Source organism: Mucilaginibacter sp. CAU 1740, from assembly GCF_039839285.1.
Classification (GTDB): Bacteria; Bacteroidota; Bacteroidia; order Sphingobacteriales; family Sphingobacteriaceae; genus Mucilaginibacter.
Genome location: NZ_JBDOQS010000010.1, coordinates 157,350 through 179,876 on the forward strand (window position 1 = coordinate 157,350; position 22,527 = coordinate 179,876).

General features: G+C 43.8%; 17 protein-coding genes. 5 read left to right on the top strand and 12 right to left on the bottom strand.

Annotated features, from left to right (window positions below; translation table 11 throughout):
- Positions 1-8: 8 nt before the first annotated feature.
- From AAFN85_RS21185 to AAFN85_RS21220, 8 genes are all read right to left on the bottom strand, one after another.
- A complete protein-coding gene (locus AAFN85_RS21185) occupies positions 9-3,347 on the bottom strand; it encodes a TonB-dependent receptor (protein ID WP_347529614.1) in 3,339 nt (1,112 codons plus the stop codon).
- Positions 3,348-3,606: 259 nt separating this feature from the next.
- Positions 3,607-4,575, bottom strand: coding sequence for a FecR domain-containing protein (locus AAFN85_RS21190; protein ID WP_347529615.1), 969 nt, complete (start codon positions 4,573-4,575; stop codon positions 3,607-3,609).
- A 61-nt stretch (positions 4,576-4,636) separates the two neighbouring features.
- Positions 4,637-5,230: an RNA polymerase sigma-70 factor gene (locus AAFN85_RS21195; RefSeq protein WP_347529616.1), complete on the bottom strand. Its 594-nt coding sequence runs from the start codon at positions 5,228-5,230 to the stop codon at positions 4,637-4,639.
- Positions 5,231-5,498: 268 nt separating this feature from the next.
- The gene (locus AAFN85_RS21200; protein ID WP_347529617.1) at positions 5,499-6,317 is read right to left on the bottom strand and encodes a DUF4249 domain-containing protein; all 819 of its coding nucleotides are present in this window, start codon (positions 6,315-6,317) and stop codon (positions 5,499-5,501) included.
- A 4-nt stretch (positions 6,318-6,321) separates the two neighbouring features.
- A complete protein-coding gene (locus AAFN85_RS21205; RefSeq protein WP_347529619.1) occupies positions 6,322-8,985 on the bottom strand; it encodes a TonB-dependent receptor in 2,664 nt (887 codons plus the stop codon).
- Between the two features lie 47 nt (positions 8,986-9,032).
- Positions 9,033-10,025: a FecR family protein gene (locus AAFN85_RS21210; protein WP_347529621.1), complete on the bottom strand. Its 993-nt coding sequence runs from the start codon at positions 10,023-10,025 to the stop codon at positions 9,033-9,035.
- Positions 10,026-10,158: 133 nt separating this feature from the next.
- Entirely contained in the window at positions 10,159-11,040 is an 882-nt protein-coding gene (locus tag AAFN85_RS21215) for an ATP-grasp fold amidoligase family protein (protein WP_347529622.1), read from the bottom strand.
- A 187-nt stretch (positions 11,041-11,227) separates the two neighbouring features.
- Positions 11,228-12,391 (bottom strand): alpha/beta hydrolase-fold protein, encoded by a 1,164-nt coding sequence (locus tag AAFN85_RS21220; protein ID WP_347529623.1) that lies wholly within the window; start codon positions 12,389-12,391, stop codon positions 11,228-11,230.
- A gap of 155 nt (positions 12,392-12,546) precedes the next feature.
- Here AAFN85_RS21220 and AAFN85_RS21225 point away from each other — a divergent pair, with 155 nt between their 5' ends.
- Together AAFN85_RS21225 and AAFN85_RS21230 are read left to right on the top strand one after the other, a co-directional pair.
- The gene (locus AAFN85_RS21225; protein WP_347529624.1) at positions 12,547-12,861 is read left to right on the top strand and encodes a hypothetical protein; all 315 of its coding nucleotides are present in this window, start codon (positions 12,547-12,549) and stop codon (positions 12,859-12,861) included.
- Positions 12,862-12,917: 56 nt separating this feature from the next.
- A complete protein-coding gene (locus AAFN85_RS21230; RefSeq protein ID WP_347529625.1) occupies positions 12,918-15,116 on the top strand; it encodes a TonB-dependent receptor in 2,199 nt (732 codons plus the stop codon).
- Positions 15,117-15,229: 113 nt separating this feature from the next.
- Here the strand turns inward: AAFN85_RS21230 and AAFN85_RS21235 are convergent, their stop codons facing one another.
- On the bottom strand, positions 15,230-15,781 hold the full coding sequence (locus tag AAFN85_RS21235; RefSeq protein ID WP_347529626.1) for a dihydrofolate reductase family protein: 552 nt from the start codon (positions 15,779-15,781) through the stop codon (positions 15,230-15,232).
- A 114-nt stretch (positions 15,782-15,895) separates the two neighbouring features.
- Positions 15,896-16,480, bottom strand: a complete 585-nt coding sequence (locus AAFN85_RS21240; RefSeq protein WP_347529627.1) for an RNA polymerase sigma-70 factor — start codon at positions 16,478-16,480, stop codon at positions 15,896-15,898.
- Positions 16,481-16,645: 165 nt separating this feature from the next.
- On the opposite strand from AAFN85_RS21240, the gene AAFN85_RS21245 reads away from it, so the two are divergent.
- Complete coding sequence (locus tag AAFN85_RS21245; RefSeq protein WP_347529628.1) at positions 16,646-17,242, top strand: hypothetical protein; 597 nt, start codon at positions 16,646-16,648, stop codon at positions 17,240-17,242.
- Between the two features lie 82 nt (positions 17,243-17,324).
- On the opposite strand, the gene AAFN85_RS21250 is transcribed toward AAFN85_RS21245, so the two are convergent.
- The gene (locus AAFN85_RS21250; protein ID WP_347529629.1) at positions 17,325-20,099 is read right to left on the bottom strand and encodes a TonB-dependent receptor; all 2,775 of its coding nucleotides are present in this window, start codon (positions 20,097-20,099) and stop codon (positions 17,325-17,327) included.
- Between the two features lie 277 nt (positions 20,100-20,376).
- Entirely contained in the window at positions 20,377-20,727 is a 351-nt protein-coding gene (locus tag AAFN85_RS21255; RefSeq protein WP_347529631.1) for a hypothetical protein, read from the bottom strand.
- 274 nt (positions 20,728-21,001) lie between these two features.
- Here AAFN85_RS21255 and AAFN85_RS21260 point away from each other — a divergent pair, with 274 nt between their 5' ends.
- A complete protein-coding gene (locus tag AAFN85_RS21260; RefSeq protein WP_347529632.1) occupies positions 21,002-21,472 on the top strand; it encodes a nucleoside triphosphate pyrophosphohydrolase family protein in 471 nt (156 codons plus the stop codon).
- 27 nt (positions 21,473-21,499) lie between these two features.
- Positions 21,500-22,456, top strand: coding sequence for a 23S rRNA (adenine(1618)-N(6))-methyltransferase RlmF (rlmF, locus tag AAFN85_RS21265; RefSeq protein ID WP_347529633.1), 957 nt, complete (start codon positions 21,500-21,502; stop codon positions 22,454-22,456).
- The last annotated feature ends 71 nt before the right edge of the window (positions 22,457-22,527 follow it).

The following is a 22,527-nucleotide window of genomic DNA, read 5'->3' on the forward strand; positions in this document are numbered from 1 at the left end:
GGATAGTATTATAAGGTTACATCTAAACCAAACCCGTAATAAATTGGCGTAGGGTACATACGCGCGCTGTTAGCCCCGCCGGCACCGAGGTTACTATTAAATTCGGTCGATTCCGGATCGATAAACTTCATGCCCGAAAAAGTGAGTATATTTTGGCCTGATACATAAGCCCTCAACTTTTGTAGCCCTAATTTTTTTGCCAATGTGTTAGGCAGGGTATAGCCCAGCTGTACGTTTTTTACCCTCAGGTACTGACCATCAAATAAATACATATCCGATCCTCTCCTGAAGTTGTTTTCGTTTGATTGGCTTCCGCTGGCTGCAAGCCTTGGGTAGCGGGCATCAGGGTTTTGAGGTGTCCAGTAATCCAGCTGGTGCTGATAAATAACCTGCGAATAATTCACATGAAAAGGTTCAACCTGCTCGCCACGAACAAACATGCTGCGTTTGCCTACGCCTTGTAAAAACAGGTTAAAATCAAATCCTTTAAACGTAACGTTGTAAGTAAAACCGAAAGTGAAACGAGGGAACGGGTTACCTAAAACAAACTTGTCGTTATCATCAATAACACCATCGCCATTTACATCAACATAGCGGTTATCGCCCGGTGATACCGTTAAGCCTGTAGGTTTAGGCCCGGTTTGGATATCATGAAGGTTTTGGAAATAACCGTCGCGTTTTAAGCCAACGTACGATCCGATGGGTAAACCAACGCGATTGATCACCTGCATTTCGTCGTATGTTCTTAACTGATCGCCGCCTTCAAGGTATAACACCTTGTTTTTGCTATCGGCAACGTTAAAGCTGAATGAGTGCCTGAAATTGCGTGTACTGAGGTTGTAATTTACTGTTAGCTCCCAGCCGTGGTTTTGCACTTTACCCGCATTGTAACTTGGCAGCCCTGCGCCAAATGTGCCTGGTACAATAGGCGGCAACAGGATATCGCGGGTGGTTTTATTAAAATAATCAAGCGCGAAGGTTAAGCTGTTATTCAGGAAACTAAGATCGGCCCCAACGTTAAGCGTAGCAGCGCGCTCCCAACGCAGATTTGGGTTAGCAAAATTGATAGAAGTCCCGCCCACAGCCGAGTTGTTGAAACCATAAGCGTTTTGGAATGGCCCGTAGGTGCGCAGGTATTGGTAATCGCTTACACTTTGGTTACCCAAAATACCGTAAGAGCCGCGCAGTTTCAGATCGCCTATTTTATTGCGATAGCTTTCCATAAACTTCTCGTCGGTTAAGCGATAACCGGCAGATACCGACGGGAAGAACGCGCCACGGTTACCCGGAGCAAATTTTGAAGAAGCATCAATCCTGAAATCAAACTCAGCATAATATTTATTCAGGTATGAATAATTAGCTCGACCAAACACCGAATTAAGACTTGTTTCTGTAGTAGCGTTATTAGAAGCCGTAGAGCTTGGGTCAATAATAGTACCGGTGGTGGGCGTTCCCAACTCAGGGTCGGTATATTTAAGATGAATGCTATTGCCCTTAGATGTAGTTGATTCATTAGCTACACCTACCAACACATCCACATTGTGTACTTTATTAAAAGTTTTGGCATACTCGGCCAAAAGCTGGGTGTTGGTAAAAAGGTCTTTGTTGTTATCATCATTGGTATTCCTGTCAGCACCGTAAGTGCCTGAAGGATAAAAGCTAACCTGTTTTACACGGGTAAACTGATGATTGGATAATAACCTGCCACCAAAAACCGCCTTCAGTTTAAAGTCTTTAGTAACCGATAACTCGGCATTTAAATTACCTAACAGGTTATCATCATCATGGGTGCGGTAACCGCCCTGCTCTAATATACCCAAAGGGTTAAACTCGGTCAATACATCATTGGTAAGGTACCTGCCCTGATCGTCTTTAATTTTATAATAAGTAGGGGTACGGCCTGCATCAACAATGAGTGTTCCTGTGCTGTATGAATGTTCACGAATTTCAGAACGCGAATAAGCCAGGATACTTGTCAGCTTCAGTTTACCGTAGTTGCTGATAATGTTCATGCGGTAATTATAGCGGCGCAAACCATAATCTGGCCCAACCAGGTTATTACGCTGATCGGTAACTCCGGCGGATACAAGGAACGATGTATTGGCACCACCGCCGGTTAAACTCAGGTTGTGACTTTGCTGCCATGCGTTTTGCAAAATGGCATCCAGAAACCATTGCTGATCGCCCTGTTGCTGAAAATTGCGGATATCCTGCGGACTGTAAATAGGCTGCAAACCGGCATTAACCACAGCCTCATTACGTAAAATTGCATTTTCATAACTATGCACAGGTTTATAACCAACATGTGGTTTTTGGATCCCCGCCTGGCCATTGTAGGCAACCGTGGTGCGCGAATTATTTTTACCTTTTTTAGTAGTAACCAAAATAACACCATTGGCCGACCGCGAGCCATAAATAGCAGCCGAACCGGCATCCTTCAATACCGAAACGCTTTCAATATCCTGCGGGTTAAGCAGGTTGATATCGCCACCGGTAATTCCGTCAATTACCACAAGCGGGCTGTTATCATTAAGCGTACTTACACCCCTAATGTTGATATTAGCGTAAGCACCCGGCTCCGAACTTGTTTGCTGGATAATTAAGTTTGGCGATGTGCCCTGTAAAGCCTGTGTAAGGTTTACAGATGGTTTTGATTCGATAGTCTTTGCCGAGATCTGATCGACAGCACCAATTACATTAGCACGCCTTTGCGTACCGTAACCAACTACCACAACCTCGTTAAGCGAGGTTCGCTCCGGCACTAATTGTACGTTTAGCGTGGTTTGGCCGCCAATAGGTTGCTCTTTAGGTGTGTAACCTATAAAACTAAAAACCAGTGTGCCTTCGGTATCGGGCGCATCGATAGTGTAGTTACCGTTAATATCGGTTACTGTACCTGCTTGCGACCCTTTGATCCGTACGCTGGCGCCCGGAATGACAAGGCCGTTCTCGTCGGTAACTTTACCTTTAATTTTGATGGGTTGCCTGGGGCCTTGCTGTATGCCGCCGGTGCTGGCTTCAATCTCGGCCTTTTCATCAATAACAATTACGTCATCAATAATTTTGTAGCTGAGGTTGAAAGGCGTTAGCACCTGGTCCAGTACTTCGCGGATGCTTTTGTCTTTAACCCGGAGGCTAACTACATAAGCTGGCTTAAGTACGTTATCAGAGTAAGCAAATTTGATGTGCTTATCGTTCGAGATCTTATCAAGGGCGTCGGCAAGTTTGGCGTTTTTTAGCTTAAGCGTAACCGATACCTCCAGAAATTTCTGGCCGAACGTGTTGTTTGCCACGGCCGTAAAGCACATCAGGCAAACCACAAAGCAGGCAAGCGAGGTAATTTTCATTAATAATATTACATGACGAATTACTCCATTTGAAAATAGAGATATATTCATAGATTTGAGGAAATTAAAGTGTTTGAAATCAAGTGCTTCGTTCTGAATTGGACCTCTAAACGTTACACTTATTAATAACCCGGCATTTTAGTTTTTAACCCTGTCAAAATCCCTTTTGTACAGGGTTTTTTATTGTAATTATGTCATCATCCGCACTTATTTAGGTTAATGGTAATTGGTGTATATAATTCATTAATTGGTTTTTACATTAGCAGCCCTTGCCCTTCAACAAGTAATTGCTTCCCTTTTGCACTGCTTTTCCCTTCACTATTTTTGATAGGATCTTCACAATATTATCCAGCGATACATTGGTGAAATTGGCAGTGATAGAACAGCGGGTAAGGTTTATTTCGGCACTGATGTTTACATTAAACCGGTGGTTAACGGCATTCAGCACTTCAAGTAAAGGAGTGTTTTTAAAGGTTAAGCCGCCATCTTTCCAGCTGCTCAGGCTGATGATATCAACATCTGTTTTCTTAATTACCGAATTGCCTTTCTTGTTAAAAACAACCTCTTCGGCAGGCGTTAAAAATGTGGTGGTGCTTTTTGCAGTTCCCGCCGGGGTGATCACCCCAACTTTGCCGCTTTTTACATCTACCTTAATGAAACTATCTTCGGGGTAAGCTTTAACATTAAAACTTGTACCCAATACCTGGGTGTGTACGTTGCCGGTATGTACAATGAATGCCTTTGTGGCATCATGGGCTACATCTATAAAAGCCTCGCCCTCCAACGTAACTTCGCGTTTTTCCCCACGGAATGATTCGGGATAGGTTAGTTTACTACCGCCGTTAAGCCAAACTTTAGTACCATCGGTAAGGGTGATGTTCACCATCTGCCCGTTGGCGGCAACAAGTTGTTTGTTTACAATAGGCGAAACACGGTCAAGCAGCGCATAGCGATAATAATATGCGGCTGTAACCGAGATGCTCAATCCGGCAATGAGCGATGCGGCAACCATCCATTTTTTTGCGGAACCTTTTGATTTCGCTTCTAAACTATCTAATGTTGTATGGATACCATGATAAACCTTGTAGGCATCAAATTCCACACCGTCGCCCGCGGTGTTTTCAACGCTGTTTAAATCAAGCTCGTCGAAATATTTATTCACAAGCTCCCGCTGCAAATCCACATCGTTTGCAGGCAACTGTTTTTTTCGGAAAGGGAATTTTGCCATTGGTTTATAATTGCAGGATGCTATAAACCGGGGTACCCCCCAAAGCAATTGAAAATATTTTTTATTTATTGAAAATGTGCAGCAAAAGCACTGCTACAACCGAAGGCAGGTAATCGGTTAAACCGGTGCGCAGATACCGTAAAGCGATGGTGATCTGGTTTTCGACGGTTTTGATGGAGATGTTTAAGCGCGAGGCTATTTCTTTGTTAGTTAGATATTCCTTACGGCTTAAGGTAAAGATCTCCCTGCATTTTTCGGGGAGTTGGGCCACGCCATCTTCCAACAGATGGGCGATATCATTTTGAAACACCTTGCTATCGGCTGAGTATTTTTCAACCAGGGTTTCGATTACCGAAATATCAACCGAGGCTTTCTGTGAACGGATATAATAAAGTACTTTATGCCGGATGGCAACTTTGAGATATCCTTCAAGCGAAGTAATGTTTAACTGGTTCCGTTTAGTCCAGAGATCAATAAAAAGCTCCTGCACAAGATCTTCGCACACATCTTTATCCCTGAATAAATTATAGGCAGCGTAAAACAGTTTCGACGAATATTTATGGTACAGGATATCAAACGCCTTACGGTCGTCAAGCCTCAAATGCTCCAATAACCGGGCATCGGGCCATAACTGATATTCCTTATCATGGGACATAAACGAGCGGTAAAACGGTTTATTGATTGGACTGGCATATTTACAGAAAATTTTTTAATTAAAAAATTTTTGTGGACTTGGTGGGCTGGCTATTATGGGTTGGTTTGTATTAATCGATAATAAACTTATTGTTGGATACTTTGACCATTTATGTTTTTACTAATAGGAAAACCACGGAAGCAAAATGCTTTCGTGGTTTTAAGTTCGGGGTAGTGACTGCGTACCCGGAGCCCATGTGTCTATCCTCTCCCTTTAGGGGGCCGGGGGGCTACGGCGCTGTGAGCTTCTTCCTCTCCACCGTATGTGCACTAAAATAGCCTAACGCCCCGCCTTTAATATTTGTCATCGGGTTGGCCGGAGCGGCATTATTCCCGTCGCCGTTGGCGCTGTTGCTCAGGCTGTAAAAATATTTGTAAACGGCCTGGTCAATGCTGAACATCTCGATGGTGACTTCATTGCCGGGGCGGATATCGCGGGCAGGGTTATCATTGTCATTGCTGTAACGCAGGTTGTTGTTAACGTCCTGCCCATTAGTAAATTCGTCGTCTTCAAGCATTACGGTTTCTTCCTTGCGGCCATTTATGTATTGCACAAAGCGATAGTAGTTTTTAACATCGGCAGGGTCATGGTATTGCACGGTTACGTACTTGCGCGGGGTGCCATCTTTATTGTTGATCAGTTCATCCTTTACCAGGTAAATGCTATCCAGCTTAACCGCCGGGAGCATGGTGCAGGTTGATGTGAATGTTTTGCCATCAACACTTACATTTAGTTTGTAAGTATGGCCGGGCGTGCCGGTTAGGGTGCTGTTTTGGTAGGTGCCGGTAGATGTAGGGGCGAGGGTATAGGTGTTACTTTCATCGGCAATGGTTACGGTCGCGCCGCTTATGCCGTTAAAATCGTTATTATCTGTAAAATTTTTGGTTTTGCTGAGCAGCACCTTGCAGCCGCCAGCCTCGTTGGTAAGCACACCTTCAACTACAAATTGCGGTTCGCTGTCTTTTAGTTTCAGGTCGATGGCTTTTTCGCAGGCACTTAAGCTGACTGCAATTAGCATGGGTATGATATATTTTATAGTGTTTTTCATCGGCTTAAAATTTAAAGTTGTAGGTAACTGAGGGTACAAAGGTGAACAGTGTGGTACGCACGGCCTCGTTACGGCTCGGATCAGTTTTATTATCGCGGAAAAATATGCGGTAGGCGTTAGGGTTACCATAAGCATTGTATAGGCTAAATGTTAGGTCCGATTGCATTTTGGCCGTTTTTTTAAGCTGCTTGGTGGCACCGAGATCCAGGCGGTGATAAGCAGGAACTCTATCCGCATTGCGGTTAGTATAGTAATAATAGGTAGCGCCATCAACCTGGTATTTGCCGGTAGGGTAGGTAACAGCGTCGCCGGTGTAGTATATGAAATTGGCCGAGAATGTCCATTTTTCGCTGGCTTTGTACATGGCTACAATGGCAATATCGTGCGTACGGTCCTGGCGTGAATTGTACCATTGGTTGTTGTTAATCCCATCAATCATCCTTTCCGATTTCGAAAGCGTATAGCTTACCCAGCCGGTTAAACGCCCGGTTTTCTTTTTAAACAAAAACTCGGCACCATAAGCACGACCTTTACCGTAAAGCAATTGCGTTTCGATAGGCTGATTGGTGAATACGTTAGCCCCGTTGCGGTAATCTATCTGGTTTTGCAGTTTTTTGTAATAGGTTTCAACCGTGAACTCGTAATTGCGATCGTTGAGATCGCGGTAGTAACCTACCGAAAACTGGTCGGCCAGTTCGGGTTTGATGAGGTTGGTGCTGGCTACCCATTTATCCGTTGGCGATCCCGCGTTTGAGTTGGATATCAGGTGCAGGTTTTGCGCGTTGCGGGCATACGATGCTTTTAACGAGCTGATATCATTTAACTGAAAAGCAGCGGCCACACGCGGTTCGGGGTTAACATAAGTTTTAACAGCCTGGCCCGAATTATAATGGGTTGAACCTGTAATGTTTCCGTCAGCATCGATAGCGTAATAATTGCCCGATCCCAAAATAGTGAAAGCAGATAAGCGTACAGCATAGGTTAAGGTAAACTTATCCGAGGCTCTCCACGTGTTACTTACATAAGCCGAATTTTCGAGTGCGTAACGGTTCTCCAGATCCTGCGATACTACGCCCGAGTTACCTGTGGCCGAGATCTCGCCCGGTTTAATAGTGTGGTAAATGGCGTTCACACCAAAGCTTACGGTGTTATTTTGCCCTGCATACCATTGCATATCCTCCTTAAAATTCAGGTCGCGGATCTGCGAGTAGATGTTGTACTCGTTCACATCCTGTTTAATGTTCAGCTTATAATCATAATTGCTGTAAATAAGGGATGTGTTGGAAAACAGCTGGCTGTTAAAAATATGGTTCCAGCGCAGGGTTGCGGTGGTATTGCCCCAGTTTATGCCCGCTATATCAGCGGCGCTCAGCACATCTTTACCAAAGTATCCCGAAAGGAACAACCTGTCCTTATCGCCCAAAACATAATTAGCTTTGGCATTTACATCATAAAAATACAGCTTACTGTTTTTAGCAACGCTATCTTTAGATAAGGCCAAAAAGGAATCGGCATAAGTACGCCTTGCCGAGATCAGGAAGGATGATTTTCCTTTTTGAATAGGCCCTTCGGCATTGATCCTTGCGGCGATCAATCCAATACCACCGCTAACGCCGAATTTCTGGTTGTTGCCATCATTCATTTTGATATCCAATACCGATGACAACCTGCCTCCATATTGCGCGGGCATATCGCCTTTATAAATGCTGATATTTTTGATGGCATCCGAGTTAAAGGTAGAGAAGAAGCCCAGCAAATGCGAGGCATTGTAAACAGGTGCTTCATCGAGCAAGATCATATTTTGATCGGCAGCGCCGCCGCGAACGTAAAAGCCTCCGCTACCTTCGCCTGCCGATTTAATGCCGGGTAGCAACTGGATAGTTTTGATCACATCGCGTTCGCCAAGCAGCACGGGGATATTTTTAGTTTCCTGGATGCTGAGATGCTCAACGCCCATTTGTGGGCTGCCCAGATCACGTGCGCCAGCCGGTTTGGCCTTAACGGTAACCTCCTGTAATTGTTGGGCGTTATCTTCCAGTTCGATATTTAAGCGTTGGTTGCTATTGAGCGACACCGGTACCACTACCGATTTTTGCCCCATAGCACCTACTGAAAGCTGGTAATCTCCTGCAGGTAGCGTAAGCGAGTAAAAACCGTATTCGTTGCTCGATGTACCTAAATTAGCGTTGATAACCCGGATGCTCGCGCCTATAATAGTTTCGCCGGTTTGTTTTGATTTAATGGTGCCGCTGATGGTGTATTTGCCGTCGACCGGCGCGGCTGCCGACTTTTTTGCTTTAGCCGGATCAAATTTTATCAGTACCTCCTGGTCAAGCACCGTAAAGCTGAAAGGTTGCGATGTAAAGGCTTCGCGCAACACATCACCAAGGCGCTGGTTATTAGCTTCAATGCTGATTATAGCAGTGCTTTTGGCAACTGTTTCGTTATAGGTGAAGCGTACGCCGCAGGCAGTAGTTATTTTATCCAAAGCCTGTTTTACGGGTTCATTTTTTAGGCTGATGGTAACAGTTTTATCCAAAGGATCCTGCGCATCGGCCCAAATTGGCTGGGCTATGCTGAGTAATAGTATGCAGAGTACCGTTCGGACAGAAAGCCGCGTTATCCTGCTTATCAGCATGGAAGGCCATGCCGCTTTATTAGTTTTCATAAATGCTGTAATTGTTGTGTTTTTTTGGGATTCTTTAATTGAAAAGGTTAATTGACTGATGGTAAGGGCAGCAGGTTATAGTTGTTCCCCGTTTTATTCCACCTGAGGTCCATCACAGCGCAAAGCTTATCCAGCGTTTTTTCAATAGTTTCGTTGGTGTTGATATGGCCGTAGAAACCAGCCTTGGCTATGCCCGGCGCAAGGGTTATATGGATATCATACTGCATGGATAAGTCATCAGCAACAGTTTGCAAAGCAGCTCCATCATAATTAAACAAACCGGTACGTTGCGAAAGGAATTTCGATGCGTTGGGATAATCTTCCTTCAACAGTAAACGATTATTTCTGTTATACACAGCCCGCTGGTTGCGCTCCATAATAACCTGCTGGCTTTTAGGTAAATCATGCTCCTGTACACCTACTTTGCCGGTTACCACGGTAACTTCAGATATGATCTGGTCCGGGTAAGCCTTAACGTTAAAGCTGGTACCCAAAACCACCGTTTTAAGCTGGCCCGATTGGATCACGAAAGGATGGTCCTCGTCGTGCACCACATCAAAAAATGCCTCGCCTTCCAGTTTTACCAAGCGTTCTTTAGCGTAAAATTTGTCCGGGTAGCTAATGTGCGTACCGGGGCTAAGCCAGATGCGGGTACCATCGGGCAGGCTGATCTGTTTATGCTTTCCGGGGGCTACCGTCAATTCAATCTGTTTGGCAGGGGCAACCACGTTCAATACCTCATTTTTATAAAGCGACGCAAATGTAATTAACACTACCGCGGCTGCAGCGGCGGCAATGTTGCTCCATAACGTAACCACTTTGCGCGTGGCCTGGGCAGGCGTTTCCATTTGCGCGGTTATCTTAGCCAAAATACCTTCCCGCAGCTGTTCGGGGTTTTGGTGTTTTGAGCTTGATAACAGAACTTCCTCATCGTTAAAATTAACATACCAGGCATCCAGCCAAATTTTTTCGGCCGGGGTAATGGTACCTTGTTTTAGCTTATGTGCAAGCTCTTTTACATTGTAGGTGTTGTTTTCCATTGTGCTGATCTTTCAACCTTTTGCACATATAGTCAGCCATGATGGGGGATACCCTTAGTGAGAAATGAAAAATATTTTAAATACGGATGATTTTCGCTTTGCTAAACAAATAAATTTCGAATCGGACTGTTTTTCAGATCATGCCTTTGCAATAAGTATCCCAGTAGCGGTTTAGCATATAGTTAGCTTTACGTGTAAAACCAACTCCAATTCCGGGAGTTGGTGTAAACTCGCCAAATACAGCCCCTTTATCGGTTGCGAAAAAATCAATACGAACGTATATTTTGTAAACTTTACTCAATGCTCTGCATTGACTGATTATTTCATCCAGGCAATGTGGAGGGGTTAAATTATCGCCCTGGATAAACTTTTTGCCAATGTTTTCCACCGCATTCCATTTATCATCAAATACATTAACATGCCCTACTGAAGGGGCTTTACGATCAATTACCTCGATACAGGCAATTTCTCCGTTAAAAGTATGTACTTTATAATCGAGCGGGATCCGATAGATACCGTCTTCTGATCGTAAAAATTCTTCAATTATAAATTCATTTTGATGGCTTTGCTGAAGTACACTGGTCATTACACCGCGGAGATCTTCTATCTTATAAATTTGTTTATCCATGTGGTTATAACCATCATCCATTAGATAAACATTATTGCACGAATGACCGATGGTGGGCTTGATCACAAATTGTTTTGGCAATAGGCTAAAATCAATGTCGTCAATATTTCTTCCTTTCCAGTAAACCTCAGGCACTTTACAGCCCATTTTCCCGGCAAAATATAATGAGTTAGCTTTATTACTTAGCATTCGCTGCCAATTAGGGATATGAGTTATCTGATCAATGTGGTCATATCGGCTAATTGGTATATTACGAATATTTTCGGCATCTGCAGGTTCCCAAAATTGATTGTGCCTGTATTTTATGCGTTTGGTAAAAGGCATTGCGTATGAATCAATAGCAGCGGCTAAGGGCATCACCAAACTCCTTAAAATGAGTGAGTGCATAGTGTATTAGGTTGTGATTAGTTGATTGTTTAACAATCAGATGGTTACAAACCTAATAAATACAATTATTTCATTAATGGTTCACGCTTTACATATTGCTACGCAATTATTGCTCAGAAAAATGTGCAGTATCAAAGGCAACCTTTTCGGTGCGATATACGTGGCATGCTGGTGTTGACAGAATCAGTTACTTGCCGGTCTTTAATTTTTGAAGCATTTCCTTACCGCCTTCATTATGCGGGTTCAACTCGATCGACTTTTCATAATTTTTAATAGCTAATGCTTTTTTTCCCGCATTCATATAAGCTTCGCCCAAGCTATCGTAAGCGTTAAACGAATTGGGGTGCCGCTTAGCATTCTCATCAAAAATACCGATCGCGTTATCGATATGCTTTAGCCGAAGCTGGTAATATCCGCAATCGTTCAAGTATTCTTCATTAGGCGTGATGCTGTAACCGAACTCAACCGATAATTTTTTGAATAGACTGTTTATATCCTGCATAGTGATACTTTCGTTCCCATAATAATCCAGAAACCAACTGCGATAAATGAATTTGATGCCATCGAACAGGGTTTTGTAGGGTACGGTAAAATGATTTTCGTCGGGATAATTCGCATTGCTCCAGTCAAACCAGTTGGGGGCCTGATTATGTATCCTCCTGATCAAAGCATCAACTGCCGAGGTATTTTCATTACCGATACCAATAAACAATTTACCGTTATGCGGGTGAGCAGCCTTTAAAAACGTATCCAGATGACGCACCAGGGGGCCGGAAAGAACCGGACTTGTCAAAACCATCGCGGTAAATAATTGCGGATAGGTTTCTTTAGTGTACATAGCCGGTAACCCAGCGAGTGAATGGGCCTCCAAAATCCGGTAGGGCTGCACCCGGTAATGGCTATCGATATAAGGAACCACCTCATTTTTTATGTAACGGGCAAAGCGGCCGAGGCCCGTATCCGGAAGTATCTGCAAGCTGTCGAGCCTTCCATTGGACTTTTTAGCATAGACCGGCGAAAAATCGCGCTGCCGGTCAACATTCACAATGCCTACAACTATCATTTCCGGTATCCGATTACGGTCATGCCCAGCCAGAAAATCTACCATCTGCGAGGTATAGCTGAAATGGGCATCGCCATCCAGTAGATAAAGTACAGGATAGGTATTGCTGGTGGTATAATAATCTGCCGGTAAGTGGATCCAAAGTGTACGTTGCTCGGCCATAATGGGCGATGAGGAGTAAACCGCCGTATCGTTTCTAATAGGTAGTGGATCTTGTGCAAAAGTGGTTAAGGAAACCAATAAAAATAAAATACAGGCAGGCAAACGAAATAGGTAAATTCGGTTCATTTTTTAGATGATAAATGTTACATCGATCGAGATTAAAAACGCAAACAAAAATTATTACAAATCCCTGTTTTATATACAATACAATTTAAATAACGATTACCCTTAGCCGAAAAATATTTTTTATGTAGTTATCTCAGATTAACTATTTTTACCCCGTGAAACTACTATGCTTTTTATTATCTGTTTTTGTACTTGTGCTTACAGCTAAGCCTTGCTGCTCAGATTATGACTGCCGTGCAGAGCTTTCGCCAAAAAAAGAACAGGCCGGTAAAGCGACTAATCAAAAGGAATGCCCGGGCTGCTCGCCGTTTTTTACATGCGGTTCTTGCGTGGGGTTTATTGTATCAGCACCGCTTAGTTTTAACACTGGCGTTGTAGCCGAAACCACTGCTGTTGTTTATCCGCGCCATAACCAACCGCTTATTCCTTCGGTAGCGCTATCTGTTTGGCAACCTCCCAAAATAGGTTAATACTCCTTTTTTATAGCCTTAGGGCTATCATCTTGTATTAACTAAAACACTTTTTAATGAAAAAAATCTATGTGCTTATCATAGCACTGTTATATACTGCTACGGCTTATTCGCAAAATACATTTAAGGTTATTGTTAAGGATGCCAAAACTAACCAGCCATTGCCTGGTGCTACCGCGGGCATTCTAAATACCACTATCGGAGCTTTAACAGATACTGCCGGGTTGTTGACCCTGAAAAATATCCCCGATGGCAAACAGGTTATCAGGTTCAGCTACATCGGTTTCGAAACGAGACTTGATACATTGGTATTTCCGCTTACGCAAACCGCGCCAATGGAAATACTGTTATCTCCCGAAGGAAAAGGCGAGGGCGCCGAACTTACCGAAGTGGTGGTGGGCGCTGTACGTAGCAGCCGTACCATTGCCAATATTCCTACCCGTGTTGAAGTAATCTCGGGCGAAGAACTGGACGAAAAAGGCAACATGAAGCCGGGCGATATCCGCATGCTGCTGGCCGAAAGTACGGGCATTCAAACCCAGCAAACATCAGCTACCAGTGGTAATTCGAGCATCCGTATCCAGGGTTTGGATGGTAAATACACACAGATCATCAGGGATGGTTTCCCATTATACTCCGGTTTTTCGGGTGGTTTGGGCTTGCTACAGATCGCCCCCTTAGATCTGAAACAGGTTGAGGTGATCAAAGGTTCATCGTCAACCTTGTATGGCGGCGGGGCCATAGCCGGTTTGGTAAACCTGGTATCAAAAACTCCAACCGATGCACCCCGGCTCGATTTTTTGTTGAACGGGACTTCGGCTTTAGGGTTAGATGCCAGTGGTTTTTATTCGCAAAAGTTTAAAACTGTGGGTACTACCGTTTATGCCGCTTACAATCATGGTTCGGCTTATGATCCATCGGGTACAGGGCTTTCGGCTATCCCCCGGTATAATCGTTATACCCTCAATCCCCGGTTGTTTTTCTATATCAATGATGCCACTACACTTATAGCCGGTATTAACAGCACTATCGAAAACCGGATAGGCGGCGATATGGAATATTTAAAAGGCAGGGGAGATGCTCAGCATTCTTACTTCGAACAAAATAAAACCGGCCGTTACAGTTCGCAGCTTCAGTCGGATCATACCTTATCCGGCAAAGAAAAGATCAGCGTAAAAAACAGCCTGAGTTATTTTGATCGCACCATCACCTTACCGGGCTATCGCTTTTCGGGTATGCAAACCTCTACCTACAGCGAAGCCAACTACGCTTACAACGGCGAAAAAACGGATTGGGTAGCCGGGTTGAATTACCTGACAGATCATTTTAACGAGGATGCCAATAGCAGTTTTCCGCTCCGTAGTTATGATTACCATACCGTAGGCGGCTTTGTTCAAAATACCTGGAACGTGACTGATAGATTTATCCTTGAATCGGGCCTGCGTTTAGATCATCATAACCGATATGGCACTTTTGTATTGCCGAGAATTTCGGGATTGTTTAAGATCAATTCGCATTTTTCGAGCAGGTTAGGCGGCGGCCTGGGCTACAAAGCGCCAAGCGTTTTTACCGAAGATGCCGAGCGCTTATCTTTCAGGAATGTATTGCCGATAGATGTTAACAATACCAAAGCCGAACGATCATACGGGGCCAATTATGATATCACTTACCGTACAGGTCTTTTTGATAACCAGGTAAGCTTGAGTATTAACCAGTTGTTTTTTTATACCCGGATCAATAGCCCGATATTGCTTAGTCCGCTGGCAAACGGCAGCTGGCAATACACGCAACCGCCCGGCGATTTAAACACCAAGGGTATGGAAACCAACGTTAAACTAACATACAGTGATTTTAAGCTTTTTTTAGGATATACCCTGGCCGATGTAAGCCAGCATACTAATAACACGTTTGGTAATTACCCGCTGGTGTCCCGCAATCGCTTAAATAATATTTTAGTTTATGAGATTGAGGATAAGCTTAAGCTTGGTGCCGAAGCTTATTATTTTGGCCCGCAACAATTGAATGATGGTACACGCGGACGGGCTTACTGGACGGCCGGTTTTATGGCCGAGAAAATCTGGGAGCGGTTTTCCATCTTTATCAATTTTGAAAACCTTACCGATACCCGCCAAACCAAATTCGGCCCGGTTTATACGGGAAGCCTAACCGATCCTACATTTAAAGATATTTACGCGCCGCTTGATGGTTTTGTAGTGAATGGCGGTATTAAACTGAAGCTGGGGAAGGCGAAGTAAGGTTGTTTTTTGTAGAGACGCATCACATGCGTCTCCCACAGGCCAAGCAACCGTGATTATCGCGTTTGACTTGCAAGCGGGAGACGCATGTGATGCGTCTATACATTAAAAAATTAACGTTTCAGATAATGCAGCGCCACATTTCCGCTTTTCATTACTATTGTATCCACCAGTTCCATCTGCATAACTTCATTCAGGTTGATATCATCGAACAACCGCGGACCCGATCCCGCTATTACCGGCTGCACAACTATATAAAACTCATCAATTAACCCCATTTCTGTTAATTGCGACCGCAGGCTCATACCGCCTATTGATATCTTCTTCCCTGGCAATGCTTTCAGTCGCCGTATCTCTGCCTCCAAATTATCACGAATAATGCGCGGACCGCCCTCCACCTCTTCCATAGTGCGGGATACAACAATATTGGGGATTTCTGTGATGGTATTGGCAAATTCATTGGTGCCCTTTGTGCCTGATTGTGTGCGGGCCACTTCATCCCAATAGGGCGACATTAGCTCGTACATTTTTCGGCCGGTAACTATCTGGTCAACACCTTTCATCAGGTTGGCGAAATATTCGTGCAATTCTTCGTTGCCGCTCAGTTTGGTATGGTCATAACAACCATCTATACTGATGTTCAGGGCGCAGATCATATTTCTCATATGTTTATTGGTTTCTGTTTTGATAAAGTTAAGAAACTGCATCTACGGCGGTAGGGGGCAATAAAGACAAAAGTAAGGCGTATTCAAGCCCGATAATTCGGTAATATCTGTTGGCTAACTCAGCAACAAAATAAGCACCGGTAATGATACCCTAAGCGATTGACGAAGTGAACTAAGCGCTTTACTCATATGCGCTTCAACTGTTTTTTGTGAGATACCAAGCTCGGCGGCTATTTCGGCATAGGTTTTATTTTCATCTCGGCTAAGCAGGAAAACAATGCGGCATTTTTCGGGCAGTTGGCTGATGCCTTGCTCAAGCCTTTCACGAAGTTCTTTTTCTTCCAGCCATTGGGTGGTGCTGTCCTGTGTTTCATCGTAGCCAAAGCTTAGTTCATCCAGGTGCTGCTCGTGACGGTATTGTTTATCCAGATGATTGATTACCCTATATTTTACCGCTACCGAAAGATAGGTGGCCAAAGTATGGCTAAGCTTTAATTGTGCACGGCGCTGCCATATGCTGAGGAATACCTCCTGCACAACTTCTTCGGCTTCGTGCTCATCATCCAATCGGTGGTAAGCTACCGCGAAAGTTTTATCCCAGTACCGGTTATACAATTCGGTAAAGGCGTCGCGGTTATCGCCGGCCATGAGCTGTAGTAACTGTTGGTCTGTATGTTGCAGTAGATTGTGATCGGGCATTCTTTGTGTACGGCGAGCCAAATAACTATGCGAGCGTTTCAAAGTTAGAGTTTTAGGTTGATTAAATGTTACAAGCCAATTTAATTTGGTGATTAAGCTGTTTGCGATTACTCAAATTTATATAGATGTGTATCTTTAACCATCTAACCATCACAAATAGTATATATGACTGGAAATAAGATCCTGCTTCCTGGTACAATTACCCTCTTTATATTGCTCAATACCGGTTACTACTGGGAAGGAATGCTTGGCGGGTGGAACATGCTGCTTGTAGCGATTTATATTTTGTCTTTTTTGGTATTCTCGATAAGTGCGCTGGTGCAGTTGGTACGGATAATTCGGGATAAATTTAAAAGCAAAGTAATGATCAGGAATACCTGCATAGCCGCGGTTTTGTTAGCGCTTATGGCCTGGAAACCGTATGGCATTATAAACTTTGAAAACTTAGAGGCCAGGGTAGTATTGTTTGCTTTCCAGGAGGGGACGGCTAATTGCTCAACTGCGCTCAAATTACGGCAAGATAAAACTTTTGATATCCGGTCGGTTTGTTTTGGTATTGAAAAAGTTAGCGGTACTTACACCATAAGGCACGATACCATCCTGTTTAATCATACACTCGCCCGATCGGGGTATCAGTTTGCCGTGTTAAAAAGGTTTGATAAAAATGGTAAACCAAACTTTTTCGATCTGTATTTATATCGATCTAAAAGTGATACATCGGGATATCCGCTGATAATTAAAAAGAACGAGATCTTTAAATAATAAACATCTCTACAAAATAAAAAAGCCGCCCCGAAAAAATCGGCGCGGCTGTGGTGGTATGAGGGGGAATTAGCTAAATAGTTTAAAACGTAAAGCCTACGCGGGCAAAAAAGCGGCGACCGTTTTCACCCATTTGCACGGCATCAAACGGACCGGCAGGCTCGTTGTTGTAAGCCCAGCCTTTTGCTCCTTTTACATAACCCAAATCGGGGTGTACGTTAAATACGTTATCGGCACCGATAGAAAAACGGATTGATTTGGTCGCCTTGTAGGCAAAGTATAGGTCACTTACAACTTTGCCGCTGTAAATGTATTGGTCAGGCAGTTGTGCCGAACCATCATCGGTTGGTACAGTGGGGGTAAGGGTTGTGCCATCTCCATAGCCATCAAGTACAATTTTGCCAAAATAGGTAAAGCGTGTGCCTACGGTAAAGTTTTTATGGCCAAACTCGGGGTTTAAACTAAACTTTTGCGGCGGGGCTGATGCCAGGATAAATTTCTTTTCGCGCTCGCTCAAAAAGGTTTCGCGGAGGGCGGCAGTTGTACCCAAAATAGGCGGGTAGTTAACTTTATCAATTTTCATGGTTTGGAAGTTGCCGGTAAACAATACCCTAAACCTGTTTGCACCGATGGTCTTATTGTAATCAATTACCACATCCAAGCCTTTGTTGGTGGTGTTCACCGCATTGGCAAAAAACTGCGCCGAACTTACGTGCAGATTGTTGAGCGCTGCAATAAAGGCAGGATCGAGCGTATTATCAGATGCACTGAACTGGCCAGAGAGTACCACACGGTCGGTTACTTTAATGTAGTAGCCATCAACCGTAAAGCTTAACTCGGGCATTGGTTTAAAGGTAAAACCCAGACCGGCATTTTTTGATTTTTCCTGTTTTAGGTTAGGAATCCCCGCCGCTTTGGTTATCGGGCTGTAGTTAGGGGCTATTTTTACTTCGGATATTACAGTTCCCTGCACATTGGTAAAGGTAGAGCTGTAATTGATCTGTTGTAATGATGGCGCGCGGAAACCTGTTCCTAATGATCCGCGGATATTGAAATTATCGGTTACTTTATAGCGGGTAGCAAGCTTGGTATTAAAGTTCGAACCAAAATCGCTGTAATGCTCATAGCGGTTAGCAAAATCAACCAACCATTTTTTGGTGATGTCGCCTTCTAAATCAACATAAGCACCCAGTACCGAGCGGTGGGCATTCACCTCGTCGCCCGGCTGATAGCCTGGAAAACCTTGCGAACCTGCTGCTTTTATACCTGCCGGATCGTAGTTTTTGTAAGATGCTTCTTCGCCTGCAAATATTTTGTAGCGTTCATAACGGTATTCGCCGCCAAAACCCAGGTTAAGACCTTGCATTACTTTGGTAAAACGCTTGTTTACGTTCAGGTTGCTGGTGTTTTGTAAAAACTCTGAGCCGCCATCGTCAAAATTGGTTTTATCGGCACCTAATGAGGCATTGAAGGTTTTGTAACCGAAAAAGTGGAATTTATTATTGCCGATGTTGTTGCTCAGGTCCCAATCCCAGGCATCGCCCAAAGTGCCTTTAGCACCAACAGCAACAGCTACGTCGGTATTGTGGGTACGGATGATAGGGTTATAGTATGATTCGCCATCGGGGGTATCGAATATGATACCGTTAACCGGGATCATATTGCCACCGGCATCGGTAGGGAAACGCTCTGGCCTGCCCGAAAAATTGCGCGAAAACGCGTACGCGTCTGATGCTTTGTAGCTGTAACCGCCAAAGCTGTATAGTGTAGTGCGTGTGCCGGCCAAAGGCGATTCATGATTGAAAAAGAATGTACCGGTTTCTGCCGAACCATCGCCATTGGCACGCCTGTATGGGTTAATAGGCAATGCTTTAGTGTTTGATGTTGTGGTATCATGTGTTTGGCGAAAGGTTTTGCCGTTTTTGCTATAGTCGCCGGTGAAGTTGATGAAGCCGCCGTTTTTGCCAAGCGCTAAACCGTAGTTGGCATCAATGGTAATGCCGTTGCCGTCAATAGTTCCGCCATGTGGATATTGCGAAGCCACAACGCTTTTGCCACTGTTAAATGCAGGGTCGTAATAGCCTGAGTATCCTACGTTGGCATTGAATACGCCGGTTGTTTTCTTGAGCACGAGGTTGATCACACCCGCGATAGCGTCAGAACCGTATTGCGCCGAAGCACCGTCGCGCAGGATCTCGATCCTATCGATAGAGGCCGTTGGGATCGAACTCAAATCGACACCCGAGTTACCGCGGCCACGTGTACCGAATACCGAAACAAATGCGGTAGAGTGGCGACGCTTACCGTTAACCAATACCAGGGTTTGGTCGGGTCCTAAGCCGCGCAGGGTGCCCAACTCAACGTGATCGGCACCGTCAGATCCGGATTGTTTATTGTAGTTAAATGATGGAGCCGAGTAATTGAGGATATCCGTAATATCCAACCTGCCTGTTACCGCGGCAGCTTTACTTACGTTAACAACATCAACCGGCACTGCTGTTTCAAGCTTCACCCGACCGGCAGATCGTGTACCTATTAATACTACCTCATTTAATTGGGCTACATCGCTTACCAAAGTAATATCAATTTTTGTGCGACCGTCTACAGCCACGTTAAGTGTTTTATAGCCTGTGTAGCTAATTATCAACTCGGCGTTTGCCGGGGCCGATATCGAAAAAACACCCTTAGCATTTGTGCTTGTGCCCTGGCTGCCGCCTTTAATATGCACCGATACACCGGGCATTGGTGAGTTGTTGGCAGCATCGGTAACGGTACCGGTTACAGTTGTTTTTTGTGCCGATGCAAACTGGATAGTTAATGCAAGTAAAATGATAGATAATGGTAAGATTTTCTTCATAAAATGGGGGTTGAGGTAAAAACTAATATGAACTTTAACGTAAGTTAACAATTGTTAGCTGTATTTTATCTTAATAGCCTGTTTTTTATGAATTTTTCAATATGTAATTTGGTGTTTTCTAAAAAATTGCAAATTTTAGATGTTGCAATTGATTGTTTTGTTGGATTTTTTATTTGTAAGTAAAAAATCCATTTGAATTGACGGTAATTATCAACTCAAATGGATTTTTTGGATTTAGAATGGGAGCTAAAATGAAAGTTTAGCTCGTAAATGAAGATTATTCAGCTTTTTCTGGCTCAGTATCTTTCGCTTTTTTATTGGAAGTTGATTTAGCAGGAGTTGCGACAACCGGTGCTTTTTCAGCAACTACAACCGCTTCGGCTTTTTTCGCTTTCTTTACTTTAGGGGCTTCGGTAACTACCGCAGCATGTACTACCGGGCTTAATTTTGAAGCTAAAGTTTTTGCAAGGTTTTTTGACGCTTTATCGATGGCTTTTTTTGCCTTTTTAATGTCGGGGCCAAACTCGCTTACCAGAATTTCGATTTGATATACCAGTTTATCTTTTAATTGTTTTTTTAATGCTTTACGGGCTTGCTTGGTAGCTGCTTTATCTTTTATATTTTTCATGTGAACGGATTAGAGAACAGTTGGGGACTAACGCATTTTTATTCTGCGCCACAAAGTTAGGTTAAAATAAAGTTCTTTTAATATTATGTTTATGTTAACAACTGTTAGATTTGTTAAGTTTTTATTAATTGATATTCAGCGCCAATTAATAATTAAAATACTATTATACCAGTATATTGACACGGATATTTATGCCTGCCGTTGATATAATTTTTTGACGGCCTGTGGGTTAATTCATACCTTAGCTGCTTAATTTTATTTGCTTCAGATAACCATGATCAAAGATTTAAGCGCGCTAACACAGGTTGCCGAATTTCATAGCACCTTTAAACATCCCATTGTTGAAAAGCCGGCCATTCCATCAAAATCACGTTCAGACCTGCGTGTTGAACTCATTGCCGAAGAATTAAAGGAACTACAACAAGCTATTAATGATAACAATTTGGTTGAAGTAGCCGATGCCCTTTGCGATCTGCAATATGTGCTATCAGGTGCTGTGCTGGAGTTTGGCTTAGGATCAAAATTTAAAGAATTGTTTGATGAGGTTCACCGCTCAAACATGAGCAAGGCCTGCAAAACTATTGAAGAGGCTGAAGCAACCATCGCGCATTACAAAGCAAAATCAGATACCGACGCTTATTATAAAGAGATTGACGGTCTGTACCTGGTGTACCGCGCATCTGATCATAAAACACTAAAATCGATCAACTATTCGCCTGCTGATTTAGCTGGCATTGTAGGTTAATTAAATATCCACTAAAAACTATCCACTTTGTCATCATCACCAGCAAATAGCCAGCCCGAGGTTAAAACCAATATGCACCCACGCAATAAGCACCGCGAGGGTTACGATTTTAAGGCATTGATAAAAACATTGCCCGCGCTTAAGCCTTTTGTGCGGATGAATGATTATGGCAACCAAACCATCAACTTTGCCAACCCGGTAGCTGTAAAAACGCTTAACCAGGCTTTGTTGCTTCATTATTACAGCGTAGCGCATTGGGATATTCCCGAAGGTTTTCTGTGCCCGCCAATTCCTGGCCGTGCCGATTATATCCATTACGTGGCCGATCTGCTGGCATCTGTTAACGGCGGCGTTGTGCGTAAAGGCCGTAAGGTAAGGGTACTGGATATTGGTACCGGTGCTAACCTGGTTTACCCGGTAGTAGGTTTTAAAGAATATGGATGGAACTTTGTAGGTGCCGAGCTCGACCTTGAAGCAATGGCATCGGCAGAGAAGATCATCGAACAAAACACACATCTTAAGCTTGCCGTCGAGCTGAGGCAGCAAAGCAAAAAGGCCGATATATTTAAAGGTATTATCAAGCCCGGCGAAATGTTCGATCTAACTATTTGTAACCCTCCGTTTCACGCTTCGGCCAAAGAAGCTGCAGAAGGTTCGGCCCGTAAATGGGACAATCTTGGATTACAAAAAGAGAAACAACGGGTGCTAAATTTCGGCGGACAAAATACCGAACTCTGGTATCCGGGAGGCGAAGCCAACTTCCTGAAGCTGATGGCTGCGCAAAGTAAAGCTTTTGAAAAACAGGTGCTTTGGTTCACCACGCTGGTATCTAAAAAAGAAAACCTGAAAGTGCTTTACAACGCCTTGCAAAAAGAGGGCGTTAAAGATGTGCAAACCATCAACATGTCGCAGGGGCAAAAGATGAGCCGCCTTATGGCCTGGACTTATTTGACTAAGGAAGAGCAGGAATCATTTAACCGTTGATTTTTTTGTTTTGGGATTACACCGATTGGTTTTTTGATTACACCGATTTTTTCTGAACCAGGATTTGGGGA

Bases quoted from the DNA above. Each gene is read 5' to 3' on its own strand.
- AAFN85_RS21235 (WP_347529626.1), bottom strand. From the start codon at position 15,781: ATGAGAAATATGATCTGCGCCCTGAACATCAGTATAGATGGTTGTTAT.
- AAFN85_RS21200 (WP_347529617.1), bottom strand. From the start codon at position 6,317: ATGAAAAACACTATAAAATATATCATACCCATGCTAATTGCAGTCAGC.
- AAFN85_RS21240 (WP_347529627.1), bottom strand. From the start codon at position 16,480: ATGCCCGATCACAATCTACTGCAACATACAGACCAACAGTTACTACAG.
- AAFN85_RS21260 (WP_347529632.1), top strand. From the start codon at position 21,002: ATGATCAAAGATTTAAGCGCGCTAACACAGGTTGCCGAATTTCATAGC.
- AAFN85_RS21215 (WP_347529622.1), bottom strand. From the start codon at position 11,040: ATGCACTCACTCATTTTAAGGAGTTTGGTGATGCCCTTAGCCGCTGCT.
- AAFN85_RS21190 (WP_347529615.1), bottom strand. From the start codon at position 4,575: ATGGCAAAATTCCCTTTCCGAAAAAAACAGTTGCCTGCAAACGATGTG.
- AAFN85_RS21250 (WP_347529629.1), bottom strand. From the start codon at position 20,099: ATGAAGAAAATCTTACCATTATCTATCATTTTACTTGCATTAACTATC.
- AAFN85_RS21245 (WP_347529628.1), top strand. From the start codon at position 16,646: ATGACTGGAAATAAGATCCTGCTTCCTGGTACAATTACCCTCTTTATA.
- AAFN85_RS21230 (WP_347529625.1), top strand. From the start codon at position 12,918: ATGAAAAAAATCTATGTGCTTATCATAGCACTGTTATATACTGCTACG.
- AAFN85_RS21205 (WP_347529619.1), bottom strand. From the start codon at position 8,985: ATGAAAACTAATAAAGCGGCATGGCCTTCCATGCTGATAAGCAGGATA.
- AAFN85_RS21220 (WP_347529623.1), bottom strand. From the start codon at position 12,391: ATGAACCGAATTTACCTATTTCGTTTGCCTGCCTGTATTTTATTTTTA.
- AAFN85_RS21210 (WP_347529621.1), bottom strand. From the start codon at position 10,025: ATGGAAAACAACACCTACAATGTAAAAGAGCTTGCACATAAGCTAAAA.
- AAFN85_RS21195 (WP_347529616.1), bottom strand. From the start codon at position 5,230: ATGTCCCATGATAAGGAATATCAGTTATGGCCCGATGCCCGGTTATTG.
- AAFN85_RS21185 (WP_347529614.1), bottom strand. From the start codon at position 3,347: ATGAAAATTACCTCGCTTGCCTGCTTTGTGGTTTGCCTGATGTGCTTT.
- AAFN85_RS21255 (WP_347529631.1), bottom strand. From the start codon at position 20,727: ATGAAAAATATAAAAGATAAAGCAGCTACCAAGCAAGCCCGTAAAGCA.